26 protein-coding genes are annotated in these 25,062 nt (G+C 60.9%); 14 read left to right on the top strand and 12 right to left on the bottom strand.

Going from position 1 to position 25,062, the window contains the following annotated elements:
- Positions 1 to 523 precede the first annotated feature (523 nt).
- Entirely contained in the window at positions 524 to 1,843 is a 1,320-nt protein-coding gene (locus tag OEZ49_RS20165; protein ID WP_263389976.1) for an AraC family transcriptional regulator, read from the bottom strand.
- Here OEZ49_RS20165 and OEZ49_RS20170 point away from each other — a divergent pair.
- From OEZ49_RS20170 to OEZ49_RS20190, 5 genes are all read left to right on the top strand, one after another.
- On the top strand, positions 1,821 to 2,519 hold the full coding sequence (locus OEZ49_RS20170) for a hypothetical protein (RefSeq protein WP_234217485.1): 699 nt from the start codon (positions 1,821 to 1,823) through the stop codon (positions 2,517 to 2,519). The genes OEZ49_RS20165 and OEZ49_RS20170 overlap by 23 nt on opposite strands.
- A gap of 84 nt (positions 2,520 to 2,603) precedes the next feature.
- On the top strand, positions 2,604 to 3,998 hold the full coding sequence (locus OEZ49_RS20175; RefSeq protein WP_164128131.1) for a metal-dependent hydrolase family protein: 1,395 nt from the start codon (positions 2,604 to 2,606) through the stop codon (positions 3,996 to 3,998).
- Between the two features lie 6 nt (positions 3,999 to 4,004).
- Positions 4,005 to 5,210, top strand: coding sequence for a metal-dependent hydrolase family protein (locus OEZ49_RS20180; RefSeq protein ID WP_263389977.1), 1,206 nt, complete (start codon positions 4,005 to 4,007; stop codon positions 5,208 to 5,210).
- A 158-nt stretch (positions 5,211 to 5,368) separates the two neighbouring features.
- Positions 5,369 to 5,767 carry a potassium channel family protein gene (locus OEZ49_RS20185; RefSeq protein WP_263389978.1) on the top strand — a complete coding sequence of 133 codons (399 nt, stop codon included), beginning with the start codon at positions 5,369 to 5,371 and terminating at the stop codon, positions 5,765 to 5,767.
- A 98-nt stretch (positions 5,768 to 5,865) separates the two neighbouring features.
- Positions 5,866 to 7,404 (top strand): HoxN/HupN/NixA family nickel/cobalt transporter, encoded by a 1,539-nt coding sequence (locus OEZ49_RS20190; RefSeq protein ID WP_263389979.1) that lies wholly within the window; start codon positions 5,866 to 5,868, stop codon positions 7,402 to 7,404.
- A 282-nt stretch (positions 7,405 to 7,686) separates the two neighbouring features.
- Here the strand turns inward: OEZ49_RS20190 and OEZ49_RS20195 are convergent, their stop codons facing one another.
- From OEZ49_RS20195 to OEZ49_RS20215, 5 genes are all read right to left on the bottom strand, one after another.
- On the bottom strand, positions 7,687 to 8,907 hold the full coding sequence (locus tag OEZ49_RS20195) for a BamA/TamA family outer membrane protein (RefSeq protein ID WP_263389980.1): 1,221 nt from the start codon (positions 8,905 to 8,907) through the stop codon (positions 7,687 to 7,689).
- A gap of 339 nt (positions 8,908 to 9,246) precedes the next feature.
- Positions 9,247 to 9,444: a hypothetical protein gene (locus OEZ49_RS20200; RefSeq protein WP_263389981.1), complete on the bottom strand. Its 198-nt coding sequence runs from the start codon at positions 9,442 to 9,444 to the stop codon at positions 9,247 to 9,249.
- 72 nt (positions 9,445 to 9,516) lie between these two features.
- A complete protein-coding gene (locus OEZ49_RS20205) occupies positions 9,517 to 11,061 on the bottom strand; it encodes a Ppx/GppA family phosphatase (RefSeq protein WP_263389982.1) in 1,545 nt (514 codons plus the stop codon).
- Between the two features lie 49 nt (positions 11,062 to 11,110).
- Positions 11,111 to 11,794 carry a P-loop NTPase family protein gene (locus OEZ49_RS20210; RefSeq protein WP_263389983.1) on the bottom strand — a complete coding sequence of 228 codons (684 nt, stop codon included), beginning with the start codon at positions 11,792 to 11,794 and terminating at the stop codon, positions 11,111 to 11,113.
- A complete protein-coding gene (locus OEZ49_RS20215) occupies positions 11,795 to 12,862 on the bottom strand; it encodes an AI-2E family transporter (protein ID WP_263389984.1) in 1,068 nt (355 codons plus the stop codon).
- Between the two features lie 134 nt (positions 12,863 to 12,996).
- Here OEZ49_RS20215 and OEZ49_RS20220 point away from each other — a divergent pair, with 134 nt between their 5' ends.
- The 3 genes from OEZ49_RS20220 to proS all read left to right on the top strand — a co-directional run bounded on the left by OEZ49_RS20220 (position 12,997) and on the right by proS (position 15,450).
- A complete protein-coding gene (locus OEZ49_RS20220) occupies positions 12,997 to 13,437 on the top strand; it encodes a hypothetical protein (RefSeq protein WP_263389985.1) in 441 nt (146 codons plus the stop codon).
- 16 nt (positions 13,438 to 13,453) lie between these two features.
- Positions 13,454 to 13,741, top strand: a complete 288-nt coding sequence (locus OEZ49_RS20225) for a helix-turn-helix domain-containing protein (protein WP_263389986.1) — start codon at positions 13,454 to 13,456, stop codon at positions 13,739 to 13,741.
- Between the two features lie 314 nt (positions 13,742 to 14,055).
- A complete protein-coding gene (gene proS / locus OEZ49_RS20230; RefSeq protein WP_263389987.1) occupies positions 14,056 to 15,450 on the top strand; it encodes a proline--tRNA ligase in 1,395 nt (464 codons plus the stop codon).
- A 37-nt stretch (positions 15,451 to 15,487) separates the two neighbouring features.
- Here proS and OEZ49_RS20235 read toward each other — a convergent pair whose 3' ends face one another.
- Together OEZ49_RS20235 and OEZ49_RS20240 are read right to left on the bottom strand one after the other, a co-directional pair.
- Positions 15,488 to 15,841, bottom strand: coding sequence for a hypothetical protein (locus OEZ49_RS20235; protein ID WP_263389988.1), 354 nt, complete (start codon positions 15,839 to 15,841; stop codon positions 15,488 to 15,490).
- 246 nt (positions 15,842 to 16,087) lie between these two features.
- Positions 16,088 to 17,896 (bottom strand): fasciclin domain-containing protein, encoded by a 1,809-nt coding sequence (locus OEZ49_RS20240; RefSeq protein ID WP_263389989.1) that lies wholly within the window; start codon positions 17,894 to 17,896, stop codon positions 16,088 to 16,090.
- Between the two features lie 286 nt (positions 17,897 to 18,182).
- Between OEZ49_RS20240 and OEZ49_RS20245 the strand changes: the two genes are divergently transcribed.
- Together OEZ49_RS20245 and OEZ49_RS20250 are read left to right on the top strand one after the other, a co-directional pair.
- Positions 18,183 to 19,469 (top strand): lipoprotein-releasing ABC transporter permease subunit, encoded by a 1,287-nt coding sequence (locus OEZ49_RS20245; RefSeq protein WP_263389990.1) that lies wholly within the window; start codon positions 18,183 to 18,185, stop codon positions 19,467 to 19,469.
- Positions 19,462 to 20,148 carry an ABC transporter ATP-binding protein gene (locus tag OEZ49_RS20250; RefSeq protein ID WP_263389991.1) on the top strand — a complete coding sequence of 229 codons (687 nt, stop codon included), beginning with the start codon at positions 19,462 to 19,464 and terminating at the stop codon, positions 20,146 to 20,148. The genes OEZ49_RS20245 and OEZ49_RS20250 overlap by 8 nt, the downstream gene beginning before the upstream one ends.
- Here OEZ49_RS20250 and OEZ49_RS20255 read toward each other — a convergent pair.
- The gene (locus OEZ49_RS20255) at positions 20,132 to 20,569 is read right to left on the bottom strand and encodes a DMT family transporter (RefSeq protein WP_263389992.1); all 438 of its coding nucleotides are present in this window, start codon (positions 20,567 to 20,569) and stop codon (positions 20,132 to 20,134) included. The genes OEZ49_RS20250 and OEZ49_RS20255 overlap by 17 nt on opposite strands.
- Positions 20,570 to 20,668: 99 nt before the next feature.
- Between OEZ49_RS20255 and OEZ49_RS20260 the strand changes: the two genes are divergently transcribed.
- Genes OEZ49_RS20260 through OEZ49_RS20270 form a run of 3 tightly spaced genes read left to right on the top strand, consistent with a single transcriptional unit; the run spans position 20,669 to position 21,897 of the window.
- A complete protein-coding gene (locus OEZ49_RS20260; RefSeq protein ID WP_263389993.1) occupies positions 20,669 to 21,055 on the top strand; it encodes a c-type cytochrome in 387 nt (128 codons plus the stop codon).
- Positions 21,056 to 21,080: 25 nt separating this feature from the next.
- The gene (locus OEZ49_RS20265; RefSeq protein WP_263389994.1) at positions 21,081 to 21,476 is read left to right on the top strand and encodes a c-type cytochrome; all 396 of its coding nucleotides are present in this window, start codon (positions 21,081 to 21,083) and stop codon (positions 21,474 to 21,476) included.
- 13 nt (positions 21,477 to 21,489) lie between these two features.
- Positions 21,490 to 21,897, top strand: a complete 408-nt coding sequence (locus OEZ49_RS20270; protein WP_164131877.1) for a cytochrome c — start codon at positions 21,490 to 21,492, stop codon at positions 21,895 to 21,897.
- A gap of 64 nt (positions 21,898 to 21,961) precedes the next feature.
- Here OEZ49_RS20270 and OEZ49_RS20275 read toward each other — a convergent pair whose 3' ends face one another.
- The 3 genes from OEZ49_RS20275 to OEZ49_RS20285 all read right to left on the bottom strand — a co-directional run bounded on the left by OEZ49_RS20275 (position 21,962) and on the right by OEZ49_RS20285 (position 23,852).
- A complete protein-coding gene (locus OEZ49_RS20275; protein ID WP_263389995.1) occupies positions 21,962 to 22,645 on the bottom strand; it encodes a hypothetical protein in 684 nt (227 codons plus the stop codon).
- A gap of 85 nt (positions 22,646 to 22,730) precedes the next feature.
- Positions 22,731 to 23,393, bottom strand: a complete 663-nt coding sequence (locus tag OEZ49_RS20280) for a DNA-3-methyladenine glycosylase I (RefSeq protein WP_263389996.1) — start codon at positions 23,391 to 23,393, stop codon at positions 22,731 to 22,733.
- A gap of 51 nt (positions 23,394 to 23,444) precedes the next feature.
- Positions 23,445 to 23,852, bottom strand: coding sequence for a PaaI family thioesterase (locus OEZ49_RS20285; protein WP_263389997.1), 408 nt, complete (start codon positions 23,850 to 23,852; stop codon positions 23,445 to 23,447).
- Positions 23,853 to 24,106: 254 nt separating this feature from the next.
- On the opposite strand from OEZ49_RS20285, the gene OEZ49_RS20290 reads away from it, so the two are divergent.
- On the top strand, positions 24,107 to 25,057 hold the full coding sequence (locus tag OEZ49_RS20290) for an ABC transporter substrate-binding protein (RefSeq protein ID WP_164131873.1): 951 nt from the start codon (positions 24,107 to 24,109) through the stop codon (positions 25,055 to 25,057).
- Positions 25,058 to 25,062 lie beyond the last annotated feature (5 nt).

The raw sequence follows: 25,062 nt of genomic DNA on the forward strand, positions 1-25,062 counted from the left end.
CGGACACAGGACTGTACTGACCAGCCGCGCAATCAGAGCATTTTTTCCTTGCAAAGCAGACGTCATACACACAGGACAAACCCGCCTTTTGCCCACGCGGCTTTCGCTGGCGCAGCATGGCTTCGCGGTCGCAGTGCCCCTTCTGTTGCGAGGCGGCGCATGTCACCGAAGTTGTCGTTCTCCGGAGTCGATCCGGTCCGAACCCATACCACGCTTTCGCTGCCAGAAGTTCAGACCTTCGAGATGCGGGACTTTTCTTCCGGTCGCTGTTGCAGCGATAGCCGCCTGCACGTTCGGCAGACCCGGTGGCGCCCGGTTCATGCGAAGGGTGCAGGTGAACTGCAATGTCGGGAAACTTGATAAGAGCAGCGGCTATCTCGCTGGTCAGACCGGATGCAATCAGTGATTCAGTCGTGTTGCGATCACGGCCTCGCTTCGCGGCGCACAGGCACCACTGCGGTGGGGGGGCGCGTCCTTGCGTCAGTTCCTCAAGTTGCTGTATTTCTCTGTACACCCACTTGGATCAGAGTCCTGCCTGTCTGCCACGTCGCACCACCGTCTCGGACGGCAGTTCATTGTAGACTTGCCGGTACAGAGCGCTCATCCGGCTCGGATCGTGAAACCCTTGACGCATGGCCGCTTGCTTGACCGCGCTGACCGCTCCGGACTGCAACAGCAAGTCCTGGCGAACAGCTACCAACCGCTTCATTCTGTAGAAGCGCATCGGCGTCGTTCCTGTAACCTCTTGGAAAGCCATGTTCAGTGTGGGCGCGCTGACAGCGAGCGCAGAACAGATATCCTTAAGGGTCAGGGATCCCGGCTCAGCCGCGTCGAAGAGCGCAACAGCCTCACCGACTAGCCGGGGAAGACCTCCGGCAACGACGGGCATTTCTGCGGTGGTGCGCCTTGTATCAAGCACCGTCACGGCCAGCGCGTGCACGATTTCCGCTTCGAAGATACGCGCTGCACGCGCCGGTTTCGGGAAAAGCGGTCGGCCGGACGCGCGCGACAGAAGTCGCTCGAAGGTCCGGATCAGCCGAGTTTTCAGACCGCTTGAAACTGAGACGATCCCCTTCTGCATAGCACTCGCCTCCGGATTCCGACCGAGTAGAGCCGTCAATTCCTGCCGCAACGCGTCTTTCGGCACCCTTCCGAAGTAGCCATATCGGCTCGGGGCGTTGATATAGCCTTCATCCATGTCCGCGTTGAAGAAAAAGGCGTTTCCGTCTCCTGATCGGCCATTGATGGTCCAGGTTTCCGCCTGCACAACCGGCAAGGTGAAATTCACGAAAGCCTTGTCCAGCTTCGTACCTATCGTCGCTTCTCCGATCAAGGCGATCCTTCCGAGCGTGACGGTTCCCGTAGCCGCCCAGGCCATGACGCCGCTTGCCCCGCTCGCGGACAGTGGCACGACGTCCATCTTTGGGGCAGCTATCATCTGCTCCACGTCGTCGATGGACCAGCGCGTCACATCTACTCCCAATGCATTCTTAAATTTTTGCATATCAACTTCACACTCATTTTCATCCAGTTGCTGCAGACTGAAATCTGGGATAGTTCGATCCGTGCGTTCGACTTTTCCATTGGGACCAACAAGGCCTTCTGGCGCGCAGTGCGTCAGCCATGGCCCTGCAGGAACGAGCCGAAGAAACCTTAAGAAGAATTGCACAAAAATAACCGGAGTGACAATAAAAGTGAAAAAATCCCTTTTGAGAATCGCATTGTCCTTCGCGCTGATCGGCTTTTCGATGCAATGCGCAGCACAACAGAATCCAGACGAGATCAACAACGGAACCAACCCAACGCTGCTCACAACGCAGATGGGCATCCAGTACCAGTTCAATCAAATCAACTCCAACCTGAACACAGGTCTGCTTGAACTGTTCTATACCAGGCCAATCGGGGATGGCAGCAAGGCCTTGCGGTTCACAGTCCCGTTTTCCGACAGCCCCTTTAATGCCAGCCCGTTCCTGGGTGACGCGGCTGCGGCAGCGGCGCTAAACCCGAATGTTGGCGAAGAGTTGCGGCTGGGGGATATCAGCATCACGTATATTGACGTGTTCTATCTCACCAAGAGAAACGGCGCCGCTTTTACATTCGAGGTGTTTCTGGATACGGCTGAGACAGACTTTGCCGGATACGGCCAGTTGGCGGCCGAAGCGTCAGCCTTTTATGCATGGTTCCTCGACAGCGGCTCGATCTTCGCTCCTGCCGTTGTTCACACCTTCGGCCTTGAGGGAGGGAACAGACAGGGCGCAAACGTCAACACTACCACGGTCGACTTCTACTATGTTCCAAAGCTGAAGAATCGTCGCTTTTATTTGACATTCGACCCGGCGATTATCCACGATTGGGAAGCCGGCAAGACATTTGGCAGCTTTCAAGTCACTGCCGGGATGCTGACGGGCAAGGCCTTCGGGGGAGACGGTCAAGTCTATGTCAAACCGGGCATTCTCATTGGCGGCGACAGGCCAGCCGAATGGTCGATCCAGGTGGGATACAAGGTTCTCAACTTCTGAAGACCCGAAACCCATGGCAAACACCGCTTCAAAGAGAACGAAGCGACCCTATCAAAAGTTCACAACATATCGAGGACACATACAGTGAAAAATCATACTCTGACTGTTCTTCTAAGCACTACGCTCGCCGTTTCGCCAGTTGGCCTCGCCGCGCATGAGGCCAATCACGCCGTCGTACCCGCCGGTGTTGTCGGAGACATCGAAACCACCACGGTCAAGATGAGGTTCGACAACGTGGTGATCCGCGGCGCGCAGGTGTTCAACGGCTGCGATGAAGAGCTTGCGGATGTCGATGTTCTGGTCAGCGGGAAACTGATTTCGACCATCGGCGCCGATGTCAAGGCGCCGGAAGGGGCCTTCGAGATCAACGGTGAAGGCTACACTCTCATTCCCGGCCTGATCGACGCGCATTGGCATGGCATCTTTGCAGAGGCGACGATCGGTCAATTGGCGCTGACCGGCGAGGGATACTGGAACCTGCTTGCGGCCAAGGCGCAGAACAATGCCCTGTCCCGCGGCTTTACCACCGTCCGCGATACCGCCGGGCCGATGTTCGACATCGCCAAGGCCACGAACGAGGGCCTGATCGACGGACCGCGGGTGTTTCCCTCGGGACCGGCGTTGTCGATCACTGCGGGTCACCAGGATTTCCGCCTGACGCGCGAGGTCCCGCAGGCTGCTGGCGAGTTGCACACTTTCGAGCGCGGCAACATGTTCTACATCACCGACGGTGTGCCGGATGTTCTCAAGCGTACACGCGAAAACCTCATGCAAGGGGCGACGCAGATCAAGTTGATGGCGGGCGGCGGCGTCACCTCGGCCTATGACCCGATCCACACGATCCAGTTCACCGACGAGGAGTTCAAGGCCGCCGTAGAGGCGACCGAAGCCTGGGGCACCTACGTCACAACCCACGCGATCAACAACGAGGCCGTTGTTCACTCCATCAAGAACGGGGCGAAAAGCGTTGAACACGCGCATATGTCCACTCGCGAGACCCTGGAGATGTTCAAAGAACACGACGTGTGGCTCAGCATGCAGCCCTTCCTTGACGACGAAGACGCACCGGCCCTGAACGAATTCCAGAAGGCCAAGTACAAGTTCGTGACCGACGGCACCGATTTCGTCTATCGCACCGCAAAGGAACTGGGCCTGAAGATCGCGTTTGGGACCGATACGCTCTTCAGCGCGGACCTCGCCAAACGGCAGGGCGCCGTGCTTGCCAAGATGCAGCGCTGGTTCACACCCTATGAGACGCTGAAGATGGCCACCTGCGACAACGCAGAATTGCTCAAAATGTCGGGGCTGCTGACGCCTTACCCGCTCGGCCCGCTGGGTGTCATCGAGGAAGGCGCCTATGCCGACATGATCCTCGTCAATGGCAACCCGCTGGAAAACCTCGACCTGATCAGCGACGCAAAAGCAAACTTTGGCATGATCATGAAGGATGGCATCATCTACAAGTACGACATGGAGTGACCTGACGTGCTTCGCAGAGCACTGTTCACCTTTGCTCTTGTCCTCGCGGCTGCCGCCGCGGGGGCGCAGGACGATCCCGTCCGACCAATCGTCATCACCAGCGTCAACGTCGTCGACAGGCGGAACGAGGCGCTCATCGAGAACGCCAATGTCGTCATCAATGGAAACCTGATTTCCCAGATCACGACAGAGGAGGTGGCGGTTGCCGGCGGGCGGGTCATCGACGGTGGCGGGCGCACCATGATTCCGGGTCTGACGGATTCGCACTGGCATATGAGCCTTGCAGAGCTGCCGAAGACCGCAACCTTGTTCGGAGATTCATTCGAAGTCGGCGCGCGGACTGTGATTGCAGTCGAGCGAACGCTGATGCGCGGTTTCACCACTGTACGCGATCTGGGCGGTAATTCCTTTGCTGTCCACAAGATGGTCGATCGCGGCGAAACGCTAGGTCCACGGATGCTGGTCTCTGGCCCGCCGCTCAGCCAGACAGGGGGGCATTACGACTATCGCCTTCCCTTTGAGGTACCTGCGCCCGCAGGCGACACGCTTGACTACTGGGGGCGCAATGGCCTCGTCGTGATCGCCGACGGAGTCCCTCTCGTGCAGCAGCGCGCGCGGGAAGTGTTCCGCATGGGGGCCGCGCAGTTGAAGCTGGCCGTGGGTGGCGGTGTCGCCTCTGTCTTCGACCCTCTCGATGTACGACAGTACTCGCTTGAAGAGACGAAACCCGCCGTGGATGTCGCCGAAAGCCACAACATCGACGTCGCCGCGCACGTCTATTCCGATGAAGCCGTGCAGATGGCGGTCAAACCGGGGGGCAAAAGCACTGACCACGGGTTCCTTCTGGGGTGCGAAATGCTGGGACTGATGAAGGAAAATTGCGTGAATATCGCGTTTGGCTCCAACGCGCTTTTCGACAAGGAAACGACGGATCGTCAGGGCAAGTTGTTGACCAAGCTTGAGCACTTGGGTTTCACGCCATTCGAGGCGCTGAAGATGGCGACATCAGACAACGCCGAACTCTTTGCGTTGGCTGGACCGCGGCATCCCTACCAGGAAGGCCCGCTAGGTCAGCTGACCGTGGGCGCCTACGCGGACCTGATCCTGGTGGACGGCAATCCGCTGGAAGACCTGAGCCTGATCGCCAATCCATGGGACAAATTTGACCTGATCATGAAAGACGGCGTGATCTACAAGTTCGAGATGGATTGACATGATCGGCCAGCCTAGAGACTTCGCGCTTTTGCAATCATTTCTTGGACGCCATTCAAGCCGGTGGAGAGAAATAGGGTTAACCCTGTTCCAGGACATCCCCAGCCGCTTCGTGGCTGGGCGCACCTCTCGTTCCGACCCCTCAGGTTTCTGGATTTATGCGCAAGTTTCCATCGCGTTTAACCGACCACCGGCCAGAAGAGCCGGTTGATCGTATGTTGTCATTTGCATTGACCGTAGTTCGGCTGCTCAAGGCACTGGTTCGTTCGTGGAGTGACGAGACATTTCGGGCGACCTTTGCTGTCGCGATGATCATGCTCCTGAGCGGCTCGGTTTTCTATCGCCAGGTTGAAGGATGGTCGTGGATCGACAGCCTGTATTTTTCGGTCACAACGATGTCGACGGTCGGTTTTGGCGATCTCAGCCCGACAACTTCCGCCGCGAAGCTGTTCACCGTATTCTATATCTTCGCTGGCGTCGGCATTTTCGTCGCACTATTCGCCCAATTGGCACGGGCGCTCATCCGATATGACCCGGGCAAAAAGGATGGACCATGACCAGAGATAATGGACCAGTTCCAAAGAAATCCGTTTTGCGCAGTTTTTTCACCACCTGCACCCCCGTACGCTTCGCTCTCTTCGCCAAGAGTACGACAATGGCCTGGTGGATCGCTCTATCGTGTGTCTGGGCGTCCCTTGTCCTGCCTGACAGCGCTTTTGCCGAGCCTGTCGAACTGGCTCGCTGGGGGGCACTGGCTCCGGCTACGGAACCCTATGATGACCCCTTTCTGGAAATGTCATACCAGCAAAAAAATGACCTTCGAACAATCCTCGACGCCGCTGGCAAGGTCGGCGATGCCGAACTCGAACAACGCTCGCAAGAAGCCCGGGCGCGGTTGCGCGACGACGGCTACGACGCTGACCAGCTGTTGGCCCAGCGGCTTGTCGTTATGGAGAAGCGCCGCGAAGAGGCGACCGGCGTAACAGGGCGGTTTCTGGGGCGCGAGGTGCTTGTCGATGGCTACGTCCTGCCCCTACATGCCGCAGACGGCCGCGTTCACAGCTTTCTGCTCGTCCCGTGGGTGGGGGCGTGCATCCATACGCCACCTCCACCACCCAACCAGATGATCCGTGTCGACGTTCCTGACGGCCTCGAAATCGACAAGACATTTCATGCAATTCGCCTGCGGGGCGTTCTTGAACACCAGCCGACTGTCAGCAATCTCTTCCTTGTCGACGGACAAAGGGTGGTCGAGGCCTCCTACACGCTCACCAATGCGCAGGCATGGGGCGAACCGGGCGAGATTCCGGTCGCTGCCGAGGCACCGGTCGACGGCAACCTTTTCGCGCGGGCGCAAATCTGGATCAACAACCTTTTCACCTCGGCCATGCGCTCTATCGAGGACGGGCGGTCACTCGGAGCAGCCGGTTTCGCCTTGATGGTCGCATTCCTTTACGGCGCCCTGCACACCTTGGGTCCGGGACATGGAAAGGCCGTTGTGGTTTCTTACTTCATCGGAGAAGGCGGTAGCCTTCGCCGCGGCATCCTGATGGGAAGCCGCATCGCGGTTTTCCACGTCGTCTCGGCCGTTGCCGTGGTCTTCCTCCTTGATCTGGCCGTGCGGCAGACAACCGGGGCAGCCCCGTCCGACTATCGGCTCATACGGCTTGGCAGCTACGGATTGATCGTTCTTATTGGGGCGACGTTGGTGTGGCAGGCGGCAAAGGCCCTCGTTCATCAACGGCGGCATCATGCCCATGGGCTCGACACCCACACGGGATGCGCTGCCTGCTCTGCCGCCAGTGCGTCCGCAAACCGGTCTGGCGCCTGGATCGCACTTGCTGTGGGCGCGGTTCCCTGCACCGGGGCGCTGATCGTGATGCTGTTCGGTCTTGCGAATGACCTGGTTGTACCAGCGATTCTGATGGTGATCGCGATATCAGCCGGGATGGCGGTTGCCATGTCCATGATCGGGATGGCGGCAATCTGGGGGCGGGCCGCGCTCGAACGCAGGGCCGGAACCAACCCGACCAGAAAAGCGCGGTTCGAAGCCGGTGTACGCCTCGTAGGGGCTAGTTTTGTCCTGCTACTCGGCTTGGCACTGTTTTTGACTACATGGTCCCAACCAGTCGGGACAGGCCCCGCGGCGGCCAGGGTCGCGCTCGCCGAGACACGCATATCAGGCGATATGTGAAGGCTTCGCACTTTGGCCAGCTAATCGGAGCGTCTCCCGCGTTGCTCTCCCGATAAGCTGATCGCGCCACTGCTTTGTTTCGGCAACTGCCACCTTCGCCTTGAGTACTGGGCGCAGTTCCTGTCCGGACGTCTTATTTCGAACTGCTTCTGGCTTACGGCATCATGCCGTTGCTGGCCGGAAAAGCCGTTTATCCGGTTGATCAGATTTCCTCGGCCAGTACTTTCCTGCACGGCGTTTGGTGTTGATGGAATTTACGCAAAGCCACTATCATGGATGAGATCAAAACCGTTGCCCAAGAGAGAGGTATAGAAACGCTTCACCTTGATCGTTGACCGCGTAATCAACGGCGTAGTCCAACCCGAATTTCTTGGCGATACGATACCTCAAGCCGACGCCAGCCGCAGCTCCGCCGTTTTTCGTCGAAATGGCGCTGATGCTTTCACCGCCGCCGCCGAGACCGGCAAACGCGACATAACCGAAACGTTCAGAGACGCGGCCTCGATACTCCACTTGGGCGGAGGCAGACCAGTTTTGCAAATTGTCCAGAGTGCCAAATCCACGCAAGCCATCAGAGAAACCAACACCGCAAGAGTCAAAGAATGGCGCATCACTACCAGCACCGCAGACAGAGGCAATGACAGCAAGAACACCACGTTCCCCAATCGCGTTGTAGGTAGATGCGGAAGCCACGCCTTTGTAGTAACTTCTGTCCGATATCGTCAGCAGGTTTCCGAATGCCTGATCCGTGATGCCCGCGTGCGAAATCTTTCCCGAGATCAGTACGCCGGTCGTCGGATAGAAAGTGTTATCTCGCGTGTCCCAAGTTGCATGTGCGCTGAATTTGACCAACTCGACGTCCAAATCAGGCCGCAGATCAACTGGAAAATCACTCACACGCAGAGTGCCCAATCCAATCGACGTGTCGAGGTATCCCAGGTTGAACCCGATTTTCAGTTGATCCGTAACGTTATAGCCCAAGATGGCGTCAACCGCTTTGCCGGATTGCGTGAGTGGCAACTTGAGCCTGCCAACGGGCAACGTGTAATTGACATCTGCGGTGCCGCCAAAAAGCCCGAGCGTCCAGCGCCCGTTGCCGAAGTTAACAAGCCCACCGCCACCGTAGCCGGTGCTTCCATTATCGGTCTTCAGCGTCGCAACACCGACCCCTGATGGCTTTGATCCAGGGAGGGTAAAAAGATAACCCGCGCCCAGGGAAATTCCGTTGCCGATCACATCGTTGCTGAAAGGGATCGGTGCGATGACCAGCGAGCCGCTTCTAAGGCCGACATCCGTTTGAGTTGCCGCGTCAACAGCGGTATTGCGTTGTTCGAAGAACGGGTTCTGCGCAAGGGCAGCGCCCGATAGGCTACCCGTGAAAAGGATCACCCGTAGCAAGGTGTTCGCTGCACCGGCAAGGCTAGCTCTGTCGCAAAAAGGAACACCGGAACGAAATCCCGATCCGTGCTTACGTGCAAGAACGATCAAACGATCAATCAACAAGATAGGTGCCCCTTTCAGCCACAAGCAAAGTGTCAGCGAAACCGAATGGAAACAAGCCGGGAACTGCTAGTCGAATTCGAACCAAGCTACGCAAGGGCGGTATGACTGCCTTTTAATCCGCACAACGACCGCGCCACTCGGAGAGAGCGGCAGCGCGGTTCAGCTTGAAAATCGTTCGAGTCGTGAGGCTGCGGAGAGAAAGTGGAAACCGCCCGTACAACAGGACCGCAATGCCCGAGCCAATGATGATGGCGTCCCAGCCCTTGTCTTCAGAGGTAGCCAAATCCGCTTTCCTTCGTGTTAAAATGGTTAGGCTAGAAAATCTATCTGCGTGTAAGGCTAACGGTTGGTGGCAACATCCGACTTGATCGCGATCAATTCAGTTGTGACGATCAGTTTCTCGCTTTGCCTTCCCACCAACATGCGCGGCAGGGCTTGCAGGTAACTCAGTAGCTGTTGCGGTTTTCCGTCATTCAAACTTGGCAGGGCGATGGCAAATAGGGGCTCGAGGCCGACTTTCGCGGCAAGTCGCTGCAAGGTCCGCTGTATCGCAATCCGGCCGCGCAGTTCACTGTCCTGGGCGCCTGGGCATCTCGGCTACACGTCCCCTCACTCCTCGACAAAGACCTCCGAGGTCGCCCCCAGCGCCGAAACCAGTGACTGGAACCGCGCCTCGGCCACTTCGCCAAAGAGCGCGGCGGCCTCTTTCGGCAGGTGCAGCTCCAGCCTGCGTTTCTTGGGGAACCAGGTCAGCCGCCCCATTCGCGCGTCGCGTTTCAGCCACAGCATCGCGCCGAACCGCATCGCCTTGCCCAGGGTCTCGGCCTGTTTCTGGCTCTTCTCGTCAAGCAGCGCATAGATCGGGTCGAACCGGTTGCCCTCGCGCTTGTTGCGATAGCGGTGTTGCAGCGCCAGGCCGATGAACACACGTTCGGAATGTTTCAGCCCGCCCAGGTTGGCACGGGTGACGTTGTCGAAACAGATCTCGGCGCGGTAATCGGGATGCGCCCGCCAGCTCACGTCATGCAGCAGGCAGGCCGCCTTGATCAGCCGCACCTGCGCGGGCGGGGCGGATTTGAACAGCGGCATCACAAACTCGAACAACTGCTTGCCGAACCCGGGCAGGCGGGCATCCTTGGCCTCGGCGAAATAGCTCGCCTCGATCAACGGGTCGCGGTCGCGCAGCCGCTGCGGCATCTGCTCGAACAACAGCCCCTCGCGGATCCCGTAGGACGAGATCGCGATATCCTTGGGCTTGAACTCGCGGATCAACCGGGTCAGCACGTCGATCGCATAGGGCACCAGCGATATCCGGGACGAGGACAGCCCGGTCTTGCTCCGCAGCTTCTCCAGATCCGAGTTCTCGATGAACTTCACCGTCTCATGCACGTCGCGCACGGTCATGCGGTATTCGTGCAGCACTTTCAGCGGATAGTTGCGGCGCAGCATGTCGATCCGCGCGATCGCCCGCCAGCTGCCGCCGACCAGGAACAGTCGGTCACGCTGCGGCCCCAGCTGCGCCTTCAGCTCACCCATCACCTGCTTGATATGCGCCTTGCGCCCCTTGCGGCCGCCCTTGATGTCGCGCAGCTTCAGCGGACCCAGCGGCGAGGTCACCCGCCGCCCGACCTGGTTGTTGGCGATCTCGGCCAGTTCCATCGATGACCCGCCGATATCGCAGATCAGCCCATAGGCGCCGGGCCAGCCCAACAGCACCCCCTGCGCCGACAGCCGCGCCTCCTCGTCGCCGTCGATCACCTGGATCTTCAATCCGGTCTCGCGCAGCACCTCGTCGCAGAACGCTTGCCCATCGGTCGCCTCGCGCACCGCTGCGGTGGCCACGGCAGCCAGCGGAGGCAGGTCCAGATCGTCCGCCATATGCTGAAACCGGCGCAGCGCCGCCAGCGCCCGCACCCGGCCCTCGGGGTTCAGCCTGCCGGATTCAGACAGGCCGGCGCCGAGCGCACACATGATCTTCTCGTTGTAGAAATAGGCGGGCGAGCGCGCCGCGCCATCGAACACCACCATCCGGACCGAGTTCGAGCCCACATCCACCACCCCGATTCGCGACAGGGCGCGGGCACTGGGATCGTTGAACAACGGGCGTCCAAAAGGCCCCCAATCCGGGAGGGTCGCTTCCGTAGGTTGGTTCATCTGGCCCTCAGTCTTGCTTGCCGCAGGATGCGGGATCGCTCCGCCCCGGTCAATTGCGCTCTCCCGCCGCACCTTCGTTCAACACCCGAGCCGCCAGCGCCCGGGTGATCTCGCGCCGCTCGGCCAGCGCCAGCCGGTCCAGCGCCGCGACCGTGCGCGCGGCGGCCTCGAAACTGCGGTCCATGTGCTTGACCAGATAGGCGATCACCTCGGGCCCGGGATAAAGCTGGCGGTCGATGAACAGCTTGGCCAGCACCGCGCCCAAAAGTGCATCGTCGGGCGGCTCCAGCGCGACATGCTGGGCGCCTTCGATCCGGCTTGTCAGGTCGGGCAGGGTCAGGTTCCAGAACCCCGGCGCCGACTGTCCGGTCATCAACAGCGCATGCCCCTGCGCCAGCGTCAGGTTGTGCAGGTGAAACAGCAGCGCCTCGCGCTCCCCGTCCCCGGAAATCGCGGGCACGTCCTCGACCGCGACCGGCCCCGCCGCCAGATCGGGAATCATCTCTTCGGTCAGTTCGGCCGCCGCCACGATCCGACCGCCGGTCTCGGCCGCCCAGACATGCGCCAGATGCGTCTTGCCCGCGCCCACGGGGCCGCTCAGCACCAGCTTGCCGCCGGGCCAGACATGGGCCGAGATCATTGCCACCGCCAGCGCGTTGGCGGGCGAGACGAAAAAATCCTCCCGCCCCAGCGCGGTCATCGCAGGGAGGTCGAAGCTGAGTTGTCGGGCCATCTATTCCGTGTCCTGTCCCGCCAGCCCGCGATACAGGCGGCTCCCCAGATATTGCGCGGTGGCAAAGCGCGCCAGAACGCCCAGCGCGGCGGCCACCGGCACCGCGACCAGCATGCCGACAAAGCCAAAGAGCGCGCCAAATACCGACAGCGCCAGCAACAGCCAGACCGGATGCAGTCCGACCGAACTGCCCACCAGCTTGGGCGTCAGCAGATTGCCTTCGACCACCTGCCCAATGGCGAAAATCGCGGCCACCAGCCCGATGGAAAACCAGTCGCCCCAGAACTGGAACAGCGCCAGACCGATGGCCAGCGCGCCGCCGATCAGCGCGCCGAGATAGGGGATGAAGGTCACCAGACCGGCGATCAGCCCCACCACCAGGCCGAATTGCAGCCCAACCAACATCAGCGCCACCGCATAATAGGTGCCCAGGATCAGACAGACCGTGCCCATGCCGCGTACGAACGAGGCCAGCACCGCGTCGATCTCTCCGGCCAGGCGCCGGACTACCGGCGCATGGTCCAGCGGCAAAAGCTGGTCGATGCGCGCGATCATCCGGTCCCAGTCCAAGAGCAGATAGACCGACACCACCGGCACGATGACCAGCAAAAGCACGACGTTGACCGCCGATCCGACCGATCCGGCAATGGTTTGCAGGAACTCGCCGGTGCGCGATTTCAGCATCTCTCCGACCGAGGCGATGATCTGATGCGCATTCGACCCCCGGTCCAGAACCGCCGGGAAATGAGTGCTGACAAAAGTGCGAAAATCCTGGAACAGCTGCGGCAGCGTGTTCACCAGGTCGATCATCTGTGCCACCAGCACCGGCACGATCATCACCATGGTCAGCACGAACAGCAGGACCGAGGCGATGGTGATCACCGCCGTGGCCGCGCTGCGCGACAGCCCCCATTTTTCCAGCCGGTCGGCGACCGGATCGACGAAATAAGCGATCGCCCCGCCGATCACGAACGGCAACAGCACGTCGCCCAGCAGATACAGCACCAGGACGATCACCACCGCCACGATGCTCCAGTATCTCAGTTGGTCCTTGACTGGCAAAGACATGCCGCCTCCGGTTCGATGGGTCCGATTTCGGTTTTCGCCGATGCGGGCGGGGCTTGCAAGCATTCCTTCCTTCGGGAACCATGACCCTGGCCGCCCGGATCGCGGCGTTTCGGGTAACGGGTTGAGGAGAGGGAATGAGTAGCCGCGCAGACCGGCGGGCAGAACAGGCGCAAGACGATCTGGACCAGGTCAACAGGATCGCAATGGCTACCGATATCGGCATTGTCTGGGAACTGCTGGTCGCGAGCCTGCGGTGGTTCGGCTTCGAACGGGTGAACCATGGCCTCACTCGGGGACGCGTCGGTACCAGCATCGGCGATCCGCAGGACGTACTGTTTCTCAGCACCGACGCGCTGGACCGGGTGCGCGCGCATCACACCTCGGGCCTTTACCGCAGAACCGCCGAATACCGCTGGGTGCTGGAAAACGTGGGTGCGGTGTCGTGGGGCTGGGTCCATGCCGAACGTGCCGCCGGCCGACTCTCGCCCGATGAATGCGCGGCGATGGACGAGATGGCGACCAGCCGCCGCCGTGCCGGGCGAAAGCCAGGCCGCGCTCGACGCCCGCTGGCCTGACGTTTCGGCCGCCGTAATGGCATTCTGCAACATTGCCCATCTAAAGATGTCGCAATTGCCGCTGCCGGTGCCGGGCGGTCGGTTCAGTCGCCGCCAGCGCGAGCTCCTGGACTGGGTGGCCGACGGCAAGACCATGCAGGACATCCAGATTCTGGCCGGCCTGTCGCTCAGCGCCATCGAAAAACACATGCGCAAGGCGCGCGACATGCTGGGGGTCGAGACCACCGCCCAGGCCGTGGGCAAGGCGGCGCTGCTGAAGCAGATGTTCGCCGGTCCCGACCATGACCCCGCCCTGTCACGATGAGGATTTCCGCACTCGCCCGGGGCCATGCGCCCATGCACCTTGTCACGGCTTCGTGAGTGAACTCAGGACCCACGGGTGCCTGGCAGGACATTACCGCCTGTCTCCGGGTGCCTTCCCCTTCGGGTCTTGAGAACCGGGACATTTCCCCGGTGAGGCAACAGCGCCGGTCCTTCCCCAGGGACTGGCGCCTTATCCGCCCCAAACCGTGCAAAAAACACCCAAACCCGCGCCCCGAAGTACCGCACGGCGATTGCCTGTCGCGGACCTTTGTCTTAGACCGCTCTGCAACGTTCCTTCACGAAAGACACTGCCCGATGCGCCTGTCGCGATACTTTCTGCCCGTTCTCAAGGAAAACCCCTCCGAGGCCCAGATCGTCAGCCACCGCCTGATGCTGCGCGCCGGCATGATCAAGCAGGCCCAGGCCGGCATCTATTCCTGGCTGCCTCTTGGCTTCAAGGTGCTGCGCAAGCTGGAAAACATCGTGCACGAGGAACAGATCCGCGCCGGTCACATCCCGATGCTGATGCCCACGCTGCAATCGGCCGATCTCTGGCGCGAAAGCGGCCGCTACGACGATTATGGCGAGGAAATGCTGCGCATCACCGACCGCCACGGGCGCGACATGCTGTTCGGCCCCACCAACGAAGAACTGATCACCGACATCTTCCGCGGCCATGTCAGCAGCTACAAGGACCTGCCGCTGACGCTTTACCACATCCAGTGGAAATTCCGCGACGAGATCCGCCCGCGCTTCGGCGTCATGCGCGGCCGCGAATTCCTGATGAAGGACGGCTACAACTTCGACCTCACCAAAGAGGACGCGCTGCATTCCTACAACCGCCACCTGGTCAGCTATATCCGCACCTACGAACGGATGGGCCTTCAGGCGATCCCGATGCGCGCCGATTCTGGCCCGATCGGCGGCGACGACACCCATGAATTCCTGGTGCTGGCCGAGACCGGCGAGTCCGAGGTCTTCTATGACAGCAAGGTGACCGATATTCGCCTGGGCGAACGCGAGATCGACTATGACAGCGTCGAGCAGTGCCGCGCGGTGATGGAGGAGTTCACCTCGCTCTACGCCCGCACTGACGAAACCCATGACGAGGCGGTGTTCAACCAGATCCCCGAGGAACGCCGCCGCAGCGCGCGCGGCATCGAAGTGGGGCAGATCTTCTATTTCGGCACCAAATATTCCGACCCGATGGGCGCCACCGTGCAAGGCCCCGATGGCAAACCGGTTCCGGTCCACATGGGCAGCCACGGCATCGGTGTGTCCCGCCTGATCGGTGCGATCATCGAGGCGAGCCATGACGACAAGGGCATCATCTGGCCCGAGGGCGTGACGCCGTTCCATTGCGGGATCGTGAACCTGAAACAGGGCGATGCAGAGGCCGACGCCGCCTGTGATCAGCTTTATGCCGCGCTGACCGCCATCGGTCTTGAGCCGCTCTATGACGACACCAACGAGCGGGCAGGGGGCAAGTTCGCCACCATGGATCTGATCGGCCTGCCGTGGCGTATCACCGTCGGGCCGCGCGGGCTGAAAAACGGGGTGGTGGAACTGACCAGCCGCAAGACCGGCGAAAGCGTCGAGCTGAGCCCGGAAGAAGCGGTGAAGAAGGTGGCGGAAATCTATGCGCCGCACCATCCGCATCTCGCGCGCGAAGAACCGGTGGCGGGCCGGTCCTTCCACACCTGGCTGTAAGGTATTCAAGGGGGCGGGCCGCCGCCGACCCGGATCCTCAGTGCATCGCGGCGCGGACGGGCGGGTTACGCATCAGGTACCCGTCCGCCGTTCCGCCCGGGGCGGCCTTGACACAAGGCCGGCCCAATCGGTCGATCAGGTGTTCCATGGTCAGGCCCAGAAATCGCAACCCGCACAGACGGGCACCGGTTTCCGTTTCAGTGATGCAAAACGCACCTCCACGAAACGCCAGGCCATAGCCGCGTTTCTGCATGGCATCGATCAGTTCGGGCCAGGATTGTGCGGCCTCGAACAGGGGCAACATCACCGCCCGGATCAGCGCCGCAGTTTCGCAGTCGATCACTGCAGACCCGTTCGGGGCCGTCAAAGGCATGGTTTTGATCGCGTTCATGAGCACCTCTCTCACGATGGCCCCCGCGTGGTAATGATGACAGCAATGGATTGCTGACTCTAAACATGCATGTCCTGCGTGTTAATTTTGGTTAAAATCTGGGGTATTTCGGTGACAATTCCCGGTGCTGCTGCCACAATGTTTCCATAGGCGAAACGCTGAATGGAATGGAGCTGCTGATGTCGCGTGAGTTTAAACAAAGCCGAGGGCAGCCGCGCCGCCCTCGGTACCTCGTGTTCAAGCCCGTCAGGAGAGAAGATCGTACTCGGTCCCGCCGATATTGATTATGATGCTACTTTGCGCGGCCCCATCGACCAGTGCAAAAATCACCTGCCCATTGTAATCGACGAACACTTCCTCAATCGCTTCGTCGCCCGGAGGATTGCCTCCCACGATGCCCGCATGGGTCATGTGAATCACGAAATCGTCGATGCTGGCATCAGACTGACCAAAGACAAGCACGTCGCCTTCATCCGCGTTATAATCCTGAATCCAGTCGGTGCCATGATCCGAGATGCCCAAATGATAGAACCTGTCCGCTCCTTCGCCGCCGTTTAAGCGGTCAAAACCGAAGCCGCCGTTGATGAAATCGTTGCCAGCGTTACCAAAGATCTGGTCGCTCAATCCGTTCCCGGCAAGCACGTCGTCGCCATCCTGCCCGGCTAGGAAATCAGTACCTGCACCACCAGAGATCGTATCCGCTCCGCCACCGCCGTAGACGACGTCGTTACCGCCTCCCGCGTCAACTAGGTCAGAGCTCTCCCCGGCATAAATCCAGTCTCCGAGATCGCTGTCGCTGTCACCGCCGAAAATTGTGTCGGCCCCTTCGGCGCCATTCAGGGTGTCGTTGCCATCGCCGCCGCGCAAAAGGTCATTTCCGGTCTCACCCAGTAGCCTGTCATTACCTGCCGCGCCGATTACAATGTCATTGCCCGCTCCGCCGCGCACCACATCGTTGCCCCCGCCGGCGTCGATCAGATCGTTGTCTGTGCCGGTGTTGAACACTTCGTTGGTGTCATCGCCGAAAAGAAGATCGACATCATCGTTGCCGTCGCTGGCCAGCACGTCTGCGGGCAGCAGTACTCCGTCAATTAAATGAACGATTCCGTTCGCGGCCTGGATGTCGAGTCCGATAATTGAGGGATCGGGCAATTCGGGATCGAGATCGCCAAGGTTGGTCCCGTCCACGGTGATCGAACCGCCCTGCAGCGTCACGATGCTGTCCATAGCGAGCACCTGGCTGGATTGCAGAGACTCGCCCGCAACGTGATAGGTCAGGACCTGAGTCAGCAACTCGATCGGTTCGCCGCCACTCAGCAGGTTCAGCCCGCGCAAGATGAAAGACAGCGCGCCCGCCTCGTCAGTCCCTTCGAAGCCCAGTGTCTGCGCCAGCGACAGGAAGGCGGTGTCGTTTGGGGCAAACACTGTCAGATCTGCGGAGGCGTCGTCCAACGCTCCCCCAAGACCGGCGGCGGACACGGCCGCCAGCAGCAGGTCAAAGTCGTTGCCGTTCTCGTCTAACTCACCCGAGGCTTCAACGATCCCTGTAATCGTCGGGGCGTCATTGCCAGAAAGGTCCATCGGCAGCATAACACGGTCGATGATGTGGACGATGCCGTTGTCTGCTGCCACATCGGTGGTGACAAGTGACGCGTCGATCAGATCGGGCTCGAAGTCCACCAGGGTGGGCGCATCCAGCGTGACGATACCACCCTGAAGCGTAGTGACTTCCCCTGCAGTCCCGATTTCAGATGCAGTGAGCGATTCACCCGCCACATGATACAACAGAACATCTCTCAACGTTTCGGCTGGAACAGCTCCGGTCAGGAAGGCCGTGACAGCGTCGGTATCGTTGGCATCGCCGTCATAACCCAGATCGGTAGCCAATTGCGCAAAGGCTGAATTGGCAGGGGCAAAGACCGTGAAATCGCTGGAAGCATCGTTCAGGGTGGCGACCAGGTCGGATCCGGGCAATTCGGTGTCAACGAAAGACAGTGTCGATACAAGAACGGAAAATTCCGCGCTCCCGGCGGCAATTTCTGTGATCGTGGGCATTCTATCCTCCAGATTGATGTACTGGGGCTACGCGGTCCTCGTCAGAGCAGATCATTTGGCAGAGATCACAAAAAAGTGAAAATAGAAGATCCGACCCATGGAACTCTACTGCCAATGCCTGTCTCTCGCTCGTTCGACCTACGCGTATATTTGGCGCCTCGGATGACTGCGTGACCGCTTTGTACATCCCGGATTTGTAATTTACAAAACGGCACATTGCGGGTTCAGACCATGTACAAAACGGTCAAAACGCCGTACATCGCCCGCAAACGAGCAGGAGCCAGACATGGCCAGACAACCGGCACCCTTTGCCCCTTTCGAGTGGAAGATCGCCTGGCGCTATCTCCGCGCCCGCCGCGCCGAGGGCGGCGTCAGCGTGATGACATGGATCAGCCTGATCGGTATCACACTGGCGGTGTTCGCCCTGATCGCGACACTGGCGGTGCGCTCGGGCTTTCGCTCCGATTTCGTGGGCACCATCCTGGGGGCAAATGCCCATGTAACCGTTTATAATAGCGGGGTAATTCGGGAAAATGGCCAGGTCGACCGCACCATTTCCGACTACTCGGAAATGGCCGCGCGGGTAGCTCAGGTGCCGGGCGTGACCCGTGCCGCGCCGCTGGTCAAGGGCCAGGTGATGGCCTCGGCCCAAACCCGCAACGCAGGCGTCGAGGTCTTCGGCATCGCCGCCGCCGACCTCGCCGGCCTGCCCGGCATTGTCGGCAACGACCGGTCCTACGGCGACCTCTCCCGCTTCGAAGACGGCATCGCAATTGGCTCCGGCATCGCCCGCGAGCTTGGCATCACGGTGGGTGACCGCATCAAGCTCATTTCGCCCAACGGCGCCCGGACACCGATGGGAACCTCGCCCCGGGTAAATGCCTACGAGGTGGTCTATGTCTTCTCCGCCGGGCGCTATGATATTGATAGAACACGGGTTTATATGCCCTTTGCCGAGGCGCAGAGCTACTTCAACCGCGAGGGCGTGGCCGACGAGATCGAGGTCATGGTGACCGAGCCCGAGGCGCTTGACCGGGTGCTGATCCCGATCCTGACCGCCGCAGGCGAGGGCGCGCAGGTCTGGACCTGGCAGGATGCCTCGGGCGGTTTCCTGCGCGCGCTCGAGGTCGAGGATAACGTGATGTTCATCATCCTCTCGATCCTCGTGCTGATCGCCACCATGAACATCGTCTCGGGCCTGATCATGCTGGTCAAGAACAAGGGCCGCGACATCGGTATCCTACGGACCATCGGACTGAGCGAGGGTTCGGTCCTGCGGGTGTTTTTCATCTGCGGCGCCTTCACCGGCATCATCGGCACCGCTTTTGGCGTGGTGCTGGGCTGCCTCTTCGCGATCTACATCGACCCGATTTTTTCCTTTGCAAACTATATGATGGGCGGCGGCGTCTGGGATCCGGCCATTCGCGGCATCTATGCCTTGCCCGCCGAACTGCGGCTTGCCGACGTGCTCAAGGCGGCGGGCCTGTCGCTGGGGCTTTCCTTTGTCGTGACCTATTTCCCGGCCCGCCGTGCGGCCCGGCTGAACCCGGTAGAGGCGCTGCGCTATGAGTGACGTGACCCTGCGCCTGAGCGACATCGAAAAGACCTATCTGCCTGGCACGCCCGGCGAGGTCCGGGTGCTGCGCGGTGCCGATCTGGAGTTGCACGCGGGCGAAATGGTGGCCCTGGTGGCCCCCTCTGGCGCGGGTAAATCAACCCTTCTGCATATCGCGGGCCTGCTGGATGTACCGGACGCGGGGCAGGTCGAAATTGCGGGACAGGACATGTCCGGCCGCGGCGACAGGGCGCGCACCATCGTGCGGCGGCAGGACGTGGGCTTCGTCTATCAGTTCCACCACCTGCTGCCCGAGTTCACGGCACTGGAGAATGTGACCCTGCCGCAACTCGCCAACGGGGTCTCGGAACGCGCCGCGCAGGCCCGCGCAACCGATCTGCTGACCCGCGTCGGCGTGGCCGAACGGGCCACGCACCGCCCGGCCGCCCTGTCTGGCGGCGAGCAGCAGCGGGTGGCCTTTTGCCGGGCGCTGGCTAATGCACCGCGCCTCTTGCTGGCGGACGAACCCACCGGCAATCTGGATCCTGCGACCTCGGAGCAGGTGTTCGATGCGCTGCTCGAACTGGTGCGAGGCACCGGTCTGTCGGCGCTGATCGCGACGCATAACATGGAGCTGGCGGCCCGGATGGACCGGGTACTGCGGCTGGACGATGGACGGCTTACGCCTGCTGGGTAAGCCAGACCCCGGCCGCCATCAGGGCGATGCCACCCGCGCGGGTCAGGCCCAGCGGGCTGACCTGGGCGCCGAAGAGGCCAAAATGGTCGATGGCAGCGGCCGAGATCAGCTGTCCGAGTAAAACAAAGAATACCGCGTTGCCCACCCCGAAATGTGGGGCGACATGGGTGATCGACAACACGTAAAAGGCCACCAGAAGCCCCGCCAGAAACAGGTGACGCGGCGCGCCGCCCAGTTTGTTCAGCGCCTGCGGCCCGGGAAGCAGCAGCATCAGCGCCGCCGATGCGGCAAAGGCCACCGCAAACAGCACGACCCCGGCCGTGGTCGGAGACCCGATGATCTTTCCCAGCGCGGCATTCAGCGCGGCCAGAACCGGGATGCCGATCCCGGCGATCAGCATGAGGGCAGCATAGTGAGGCATGAGGCAATCCGCGTCTGAGACAGGTGTTGATCTGGATCATTGCCTTGGCAGCAGGGATGCACAAGGCTGAACATGGGTGCGGGCGGAAACGGTATTGTGATGCGGATTGCTGTTGTGATGACGGTCTTGCTTGCGGCTTGCGCAACCACGCCCGAGGGCCGTGGTGAGCGCCTGTTTGCGCGAAACTGCATCTCCTGTCACGGAGCGACCGGGGCGGGGGATGGGTCAAAAAGTGCCGGGCTGCCGGTGCCCCCAGAAAACCTGCGCGGGTTGGCGGCGGGCAATGGCGGTATCTTTCCCACGGAACGAGTGATGGCTGCGATTTACGGCTATCCGGGCAAAGCGCATGCGGGAACCATGCCCGAGTTCGCCAGGGCGCTGGCGGGGCCAACTGTCTTGTGGGAGACGCCGGATGGCGAGAAGATCGAAACGCCGGTGTCCCTGGTCGAACTGGTGCGATATCTTGAAACACTACAGGAACCGTGACCTCGAAAAGGGAGTGTCTGATCCAATGAAACAAGCTTTGATGGCGGCGATGGCCGTGCTGGTATCGGCGACGGCGGGCCAGACGCAGGATGCAGCGGAGGGCGAACAACTCTATCGACATCACTGTGCGACCTGTCACGGGATCGAAGCAACCGGGCAGGGGCCGATGGCTGGGGTTCTTGTGATTCAACCAGCAGACCTGACCGCCCTTCAGGGCGAAGGTGAGTTTCCCGTCGCACGTGTCGTGCGCCGTATCGACGGTCGTGATCCGCTGGTCAGCCACGGCAGCCCGATGCCGGTCTACGGTCCCTATTTCGAAGGCCGCGATGTCGCGGTAAAGACCGAAACCGGACAGCCGATGTTGACCAGCCAGCCGATCGTCGATCTGCTGGCCTATATCCAAACTCTACAAGACCGCTGAAGAGGGGAAACGGATGCGCAGAGTTGTCGGAGTACTGATGCTGACTGCGGCGGTGGCGGCCTGTTCGGTTCAGGATACGATGCCCGGCCCGGCAGAGGGCGAGGCAATTTTTGCCGCCAATTGCGTTGCATGCCACGACTATCGGGGGCAGGGGGCGACGCTCTCTGGCGGGCAGAGCGCGCCCGATCTGACCGGCATCGCAGCGCGGCGGGATGGCGAGTTTCCGCGTGCCGAGATTCTGTCCAAGATCGACGGCTACGGCCATGGCAAGGTTTCCGCGACCGTGATGCCGGAATTCGGGTCCCTGCTCGAAGGTGAACTGGTTCCTGTCGATATCGACGGGGTGCCGACCCCGACACCCAGACCGCTGGCGGCGCTGCTGGCTTATCTGGAAAGCATTCAGGTCGCAGACGCAGGGTAACAACACCCGCCGGGGGTGGCGCCGGAACCCCGATGACCTCTGCATGGCGGACACGGCTCAAGGCTTAGTCGCAGATTCCTTTGAGCTCCGCCCCTTTCCAGGGCAACAAGACATCGCTTTCGCGGGACGACCGCGGCAGGTCGGATACCGGAAAGGCTGCGGACAGCATGCCATGCAGCCGCTTGGTGCGGGCCGCCTCGGGCGCCAGTGCACGACAGCAGACGTATTCTTCGACGATTGCGCCTTGCTGTTCGTACCCGTAGTCCAGAAAATCGGGCGAGGTCTCTAGCTCGAACAGGTAAGGATCGTCACTGGCGCCGTGTTCGGCGGCAGCCCGCAGCGGGTGGTACCCCGTCACATGCCGGTTCTGCCATTGCCAGACATGGGTCAGTTCGTGGGCCAGCAGCATCGCGGCAACGAGGTGCATGCGTTCGGGATAGTTCGGGAGGTAGTCTTCTAGATACCAGTCCTTGGTGAAAAACACCTTCTGGAACAGTGTCACGGCCGCCGGTTTGGCGGTCACGACCTCCTCTTTTGTTGGCGGCAGGATACGCTCGCGGCAGGTCACACGGGGGCGCGGTTTGCGTTGGAATGTGACCGCGCCCACCGGTGCGCCCTCAACCAGGCGGACCCGGTCCAGATCCAGAGCCGTCCCATGCAGACGGGACGCAAAATTGCGCTCGGTTTCTGTCAGCGGACGGCCACAAGCGGCAACCAGAAAGATCAGCAGTAAAAGACGCAGCATCATGGTTCAGACCCTAGCCGCACATGGCCACTCTGCAATAGGTAATTGATGTGCAGCGGGGCGGTTGCCTGTGTCGTGTTTGGGGCGGTCAGAGGCTCATCGCCAGAACGCGGCTGATCTCGGTCAACGACCGTCCGGATTGCTCCATCCAGGTGTTGAAGGCCGCTTGCACCTGTGCCATCGCCTTCTTGGAGCTTGGTGGCTTGTCGACCACCCCTTCGGCGATCATGCGGGCGGTGACGTCCCGCGACAGGATGAAACTGTCGCGACCGGCAAACCGCATCGCGTATTGGGCCGTTGTTCCGCCCAGCCGAGCACCGCGGGTCTTGAGCATGTCGAGCAGGCCGACATAGTCGGATGAAGGCCAGGTCCCCAACACCTTGCCCGCGCCGCCGTCCTGGCGCAGCTCAAGGAGAAAGGCGGCGTTGTCCCGCACAGTGGCGATCTTTGTTCCGTTACGCACGATCCGGGAGTCGACGAGCAGTGCATCGAACTTCTCTTCATCCATGAATGCGCACCGGCCGACGTCGAATCTGTCAAAGGCCACCTCGAACCCGTCCCATTTGGCTTCAATCACTTTCCAGTTGAAGCCGGCCTGAAAGATGCACTTGGTGATGACCGAGAGCCAGCGATCATCCGGCATTGCGGCCAACTCATCCTGGGTTTTCGGCTTTTGCAGTTTTTCTTCCAGCGCGGCTCTGCCGCCGTGGCGCGCGGCGGCCAGATCGTAGATTTCGTCGAAATGGTGCATATCCGATCTCCGTTCCCGCTCATCTCTCCACAGCGCCGACCGTGCCTTTGCTCAGGGGGCGTAAAAAGTGGCAGTCGCCGTCGCTACAAGCTTGCCGCTGGTCTCTTCGGTCATGTCGGCACGGGCAAAGACCAGCGCCTTGCCAGCACGCACAACTTCGGCTCGGCACAGGATAGCCGTACCCGTGCCCGGACGCAGAAACTGGGTATGAAGGTCTGTGGTCGCATAGAGTTTGAAGCTATCTCCATGCGCGACTGCGGCCAGCACCATCGTGGTGTCGGCCAGTGCCGCCAGAGCCTGGCCCGATACGATACCGCCCACACGCGCCAGATGGTCGGCAAGCGGCATTCGCATCAGCGCATGAGTCTTGTCGATGGAGATTACCGTCAGGTCCAGTGCACGGACCCATTCGGCGAAGTTCTCGTCGAGAATTTGTTGGGCGGATTCGACGGTTAGCATACCGCGGGTATTTCTTTGATTGGGGTCATGTCCTGCACCTGAGGGTGGCTTTCAAACAAGGATAGGCGCCCATTGCGATCAAGCCAAGTTGCGATTCTGGGGCCCTCAAGGCGGGCATCCGCAAAAAAATCTCGACAAAAGTGTCTGAAACCATGTTATTGACTGGTCAATCAATAACCGACTGCAACATCTGGCGTGACAGCTGGCGATGCAGGACGGATACTTAGCGAACCAAAGAAACAGGGAGACTGAGGATGAAGACCATCGGACTGGGAATCGCGCTGACCGCGTTGGCCGGTGCCGTGCAGGCCGCCGACATGGGCGCCGCGGACGAACCGATCAAGCTGGCGATCAATGAATGGACCGGACAGCACGTCACCACCCATGTCGCGGGCGAGATGCTCAAGGCGGCGGGATATAAGGTCGAATACGTGACCGCAGGCATGATGAACCAGTTCCAGGCGCTGGCGGATGGCGACATTCACGCGACGCTGGAAATCTGGTCGTCGAACGTGTCCGACGAATACGCAAAGAAAATCTCGGAGGGGACCGTTGTCGAAATCGGCGACCTCGGCCTGAATGCGCGCGAAGGCATTGCCTATCCGGCGCATGTTGCCGACCTGTGCCCGGGACTGCCCGCGTGGGAGGCACTGAAGGATTGCGCGCAGGTGTTTGCCACCGCCGAAACCATCCCGATGGGCCGGCTGGTCGACTATCCCGCAGACTGGGGCACGCCGGGCGCTGACCGGATGACCGGGTTCGACCTGCCGATCAAGGCGGTTCCCGCAGGGTCCGAAGGGGCGTTGATTGCCGAGTTGCGCGCCTCGACCGAGCGCAAGTCGCCGCTGCTCATCACCTTCTGGCAGCCGCATTGGGCGATGTCGGCCTATGACGTCAAATTCGTCGATCTGCCGGTGGGCAACGAGGAATGCTTCAACGATCCGGCCTGGGGCCCGAACCCGAATGCCGTGAACGACTGCGACTTCGCGCCCAGCCGTATCTTCAAGGCGTCCTGGTCCGGCTTTGCCGAAAAATGGCCAGCGGCCTATGAAATCCTGTCCAACTATCAGCTGAGCGTCGAGGCGCAGCAGCCGATGATGGGCAAGATCGACGTCGATGGCGGCTCGGTCGAGGATGTGGTCGCCGCATGGATGGCCGAGAACGAGGGCAGCTGGCGCCCCGTCGTCGACGCGGCAACCAAGTGAGCCAC

This window comes from Ruegeria marisflavi, assembly GCF_025673445.1.
GTDB classification, from domain to species: Bacteria; Pseudomonadota; Alphaproteobacteria; order Rhodobacterales; family Rhodobacteraceae; genus Ruegeria_B; species Ruegeria_B marisflavi.

Bases quoted from the DNA above. Each gene is read 5' to 3' on its own strand.
- OEZ49_RS20170 (WP_234217485.1), top strand. From the start codon at position 1,821: ATGGGCATCCAGTACCAGTTCAATCAAATCAACTCCAACCTGAACACA.
- OEZ49_RS20185 (WP_263389978.1), top strand. From the start codon at position 5,369: ATGCGCAAGTTTCCATCGCGTTTAACCGACCACCGGCCAGAAGAGCCG.
- OEZ49_RS20190 (WP_263389979.1), top strand. From the start codon at position 5,866: ATGGCCTGGTGGATCGCTCTATCGTGTGTCTGGGCGTCCCTTGTCCTG.
- OEZ49_RS20205 (WP_263389982.1), bottom strand. From the start codon at position 11,061: ATGAACCAACCTACGGAAGCGACCCTCCCGGATTGGGGGCCTTTTGGA.
- OEZ49_RS20210 (WP_263389983.1), bottom strand. From the start codon at position 11,794: ATGGCCCGACAACTCAGCTTCGACCTCCCTGCGATGACCGCGCTGGGG.
- OEZ49_RS20215 (WP_263389984.1), bottom strand. From the start codon at position 12,862: ATGTCTTTGCCAGTCAAGGACCAACTGAGATACTGGAGCATCGTGGCG.
- OEZ49_RS20220 (WP_263389985.1), top strand. From the start codon at position 12,997: ATGAGTAGCCGCGCAGACCGGCGGGCAGAACAGGCGCAAGACGATCTG.
- OEZ49_RS20225 (WP_263389986.1), top strand. From the start codon at position 13,454: ATGGCATTCTGCAACATTGCCCATCTAAAGATGTCGCAATTGCCGCTG.
- proS (WP_263389987.1), top strand. From the start codon at position 14,056: ATGCGCCTGTCGCGATACTTTCTGCCCGTTCTCAAGGAAAACCCCTCC.
- OEZ49_RS20235 (WP_263389988.1), bottom strand. From the start codon at position 15,841: ATGAACGCGATCAAAACCATGCCTTTGACGGCCCCGAACGGGTCTGCA.
- OEZ49_RS20240 (WP_263389989.1), bottom strand. From the start codon at position 17,896: ATGCCCACGATCACAGAAATTGCCGCCGGGAGCGCGGAATTTTCCGTT.
- OEZ49_RS20245 (WP_263389990.1), top strand. From the start codon at position 18,183: ATGGCCAGACAACCGGCACCCTTTGCCCCTTTCGAGTGGAAGATCGCC.
- OEZ49_RS20250 (WP_263389991.1), top strand. From the start codon at position 19,462: ATGAGTGACGTGACCCTGCGCCTGAGCGACATCGAAAAGACCTATCTG.
- OEZ49_RS20255 (WP_263389992.1), bottom strand. From the start codon at position 20,569: ATGCCTCACTATGCTGCCCTCATGCTGATCGCCGGGATCGGCATCCCG.
- OEZ49_RS20260 (WP_263389993.1), top strand. From the start codon at position 20,669: ATGCGGATTGCTGTTGTGATGACGGTCTTGCTTGCGGCTTGCGCAACC.
- OEZ49_RS20265 (WP_263389994.1), top strand. From the start codon at position 21,081: ATGAAACAAGCTTTGATGGCGGCGATGGCCGTGCTGGTATCGGCGACG.
- OEZ49_RS20270 (WP_164131877.1), top strand. From the start codon at position 21,490: ATGCGCAGAGTTGTCGGAGTACTGATGCTGACTGCGGCGGTGGCGGCC.
- OEZ49_RS20275 (WP_263389995.1), bottom strand. From the start codon at position 22,645: ATGATGCTGCGTCTTTTACTGCTGATCTTTCTGGTTGCCGCTTGTGGC.
- OEZ49_RS20280 (WP_263389996.1), bottom strand. From the start codon at position 23,393: ATGCACCATTTCGACGAAATCTACGATCTGGCCGCCGCGCGCCACGGC.
- OEZ49_RS20285 (WP_263389997.1), bottom strand. From the start codon at position 23,852: ATGCTAACCGTCGAATCCGCCCAACAAATTCTCGACGAGAACTTCGCC.
- OEZ49_RS20290 (WP_164131873.1), top strand. From the start codon at position 24,107: ATGAAGACCATCGGACTGGGAATCGCGCTGACCGCGTTGGCCGGTGCC.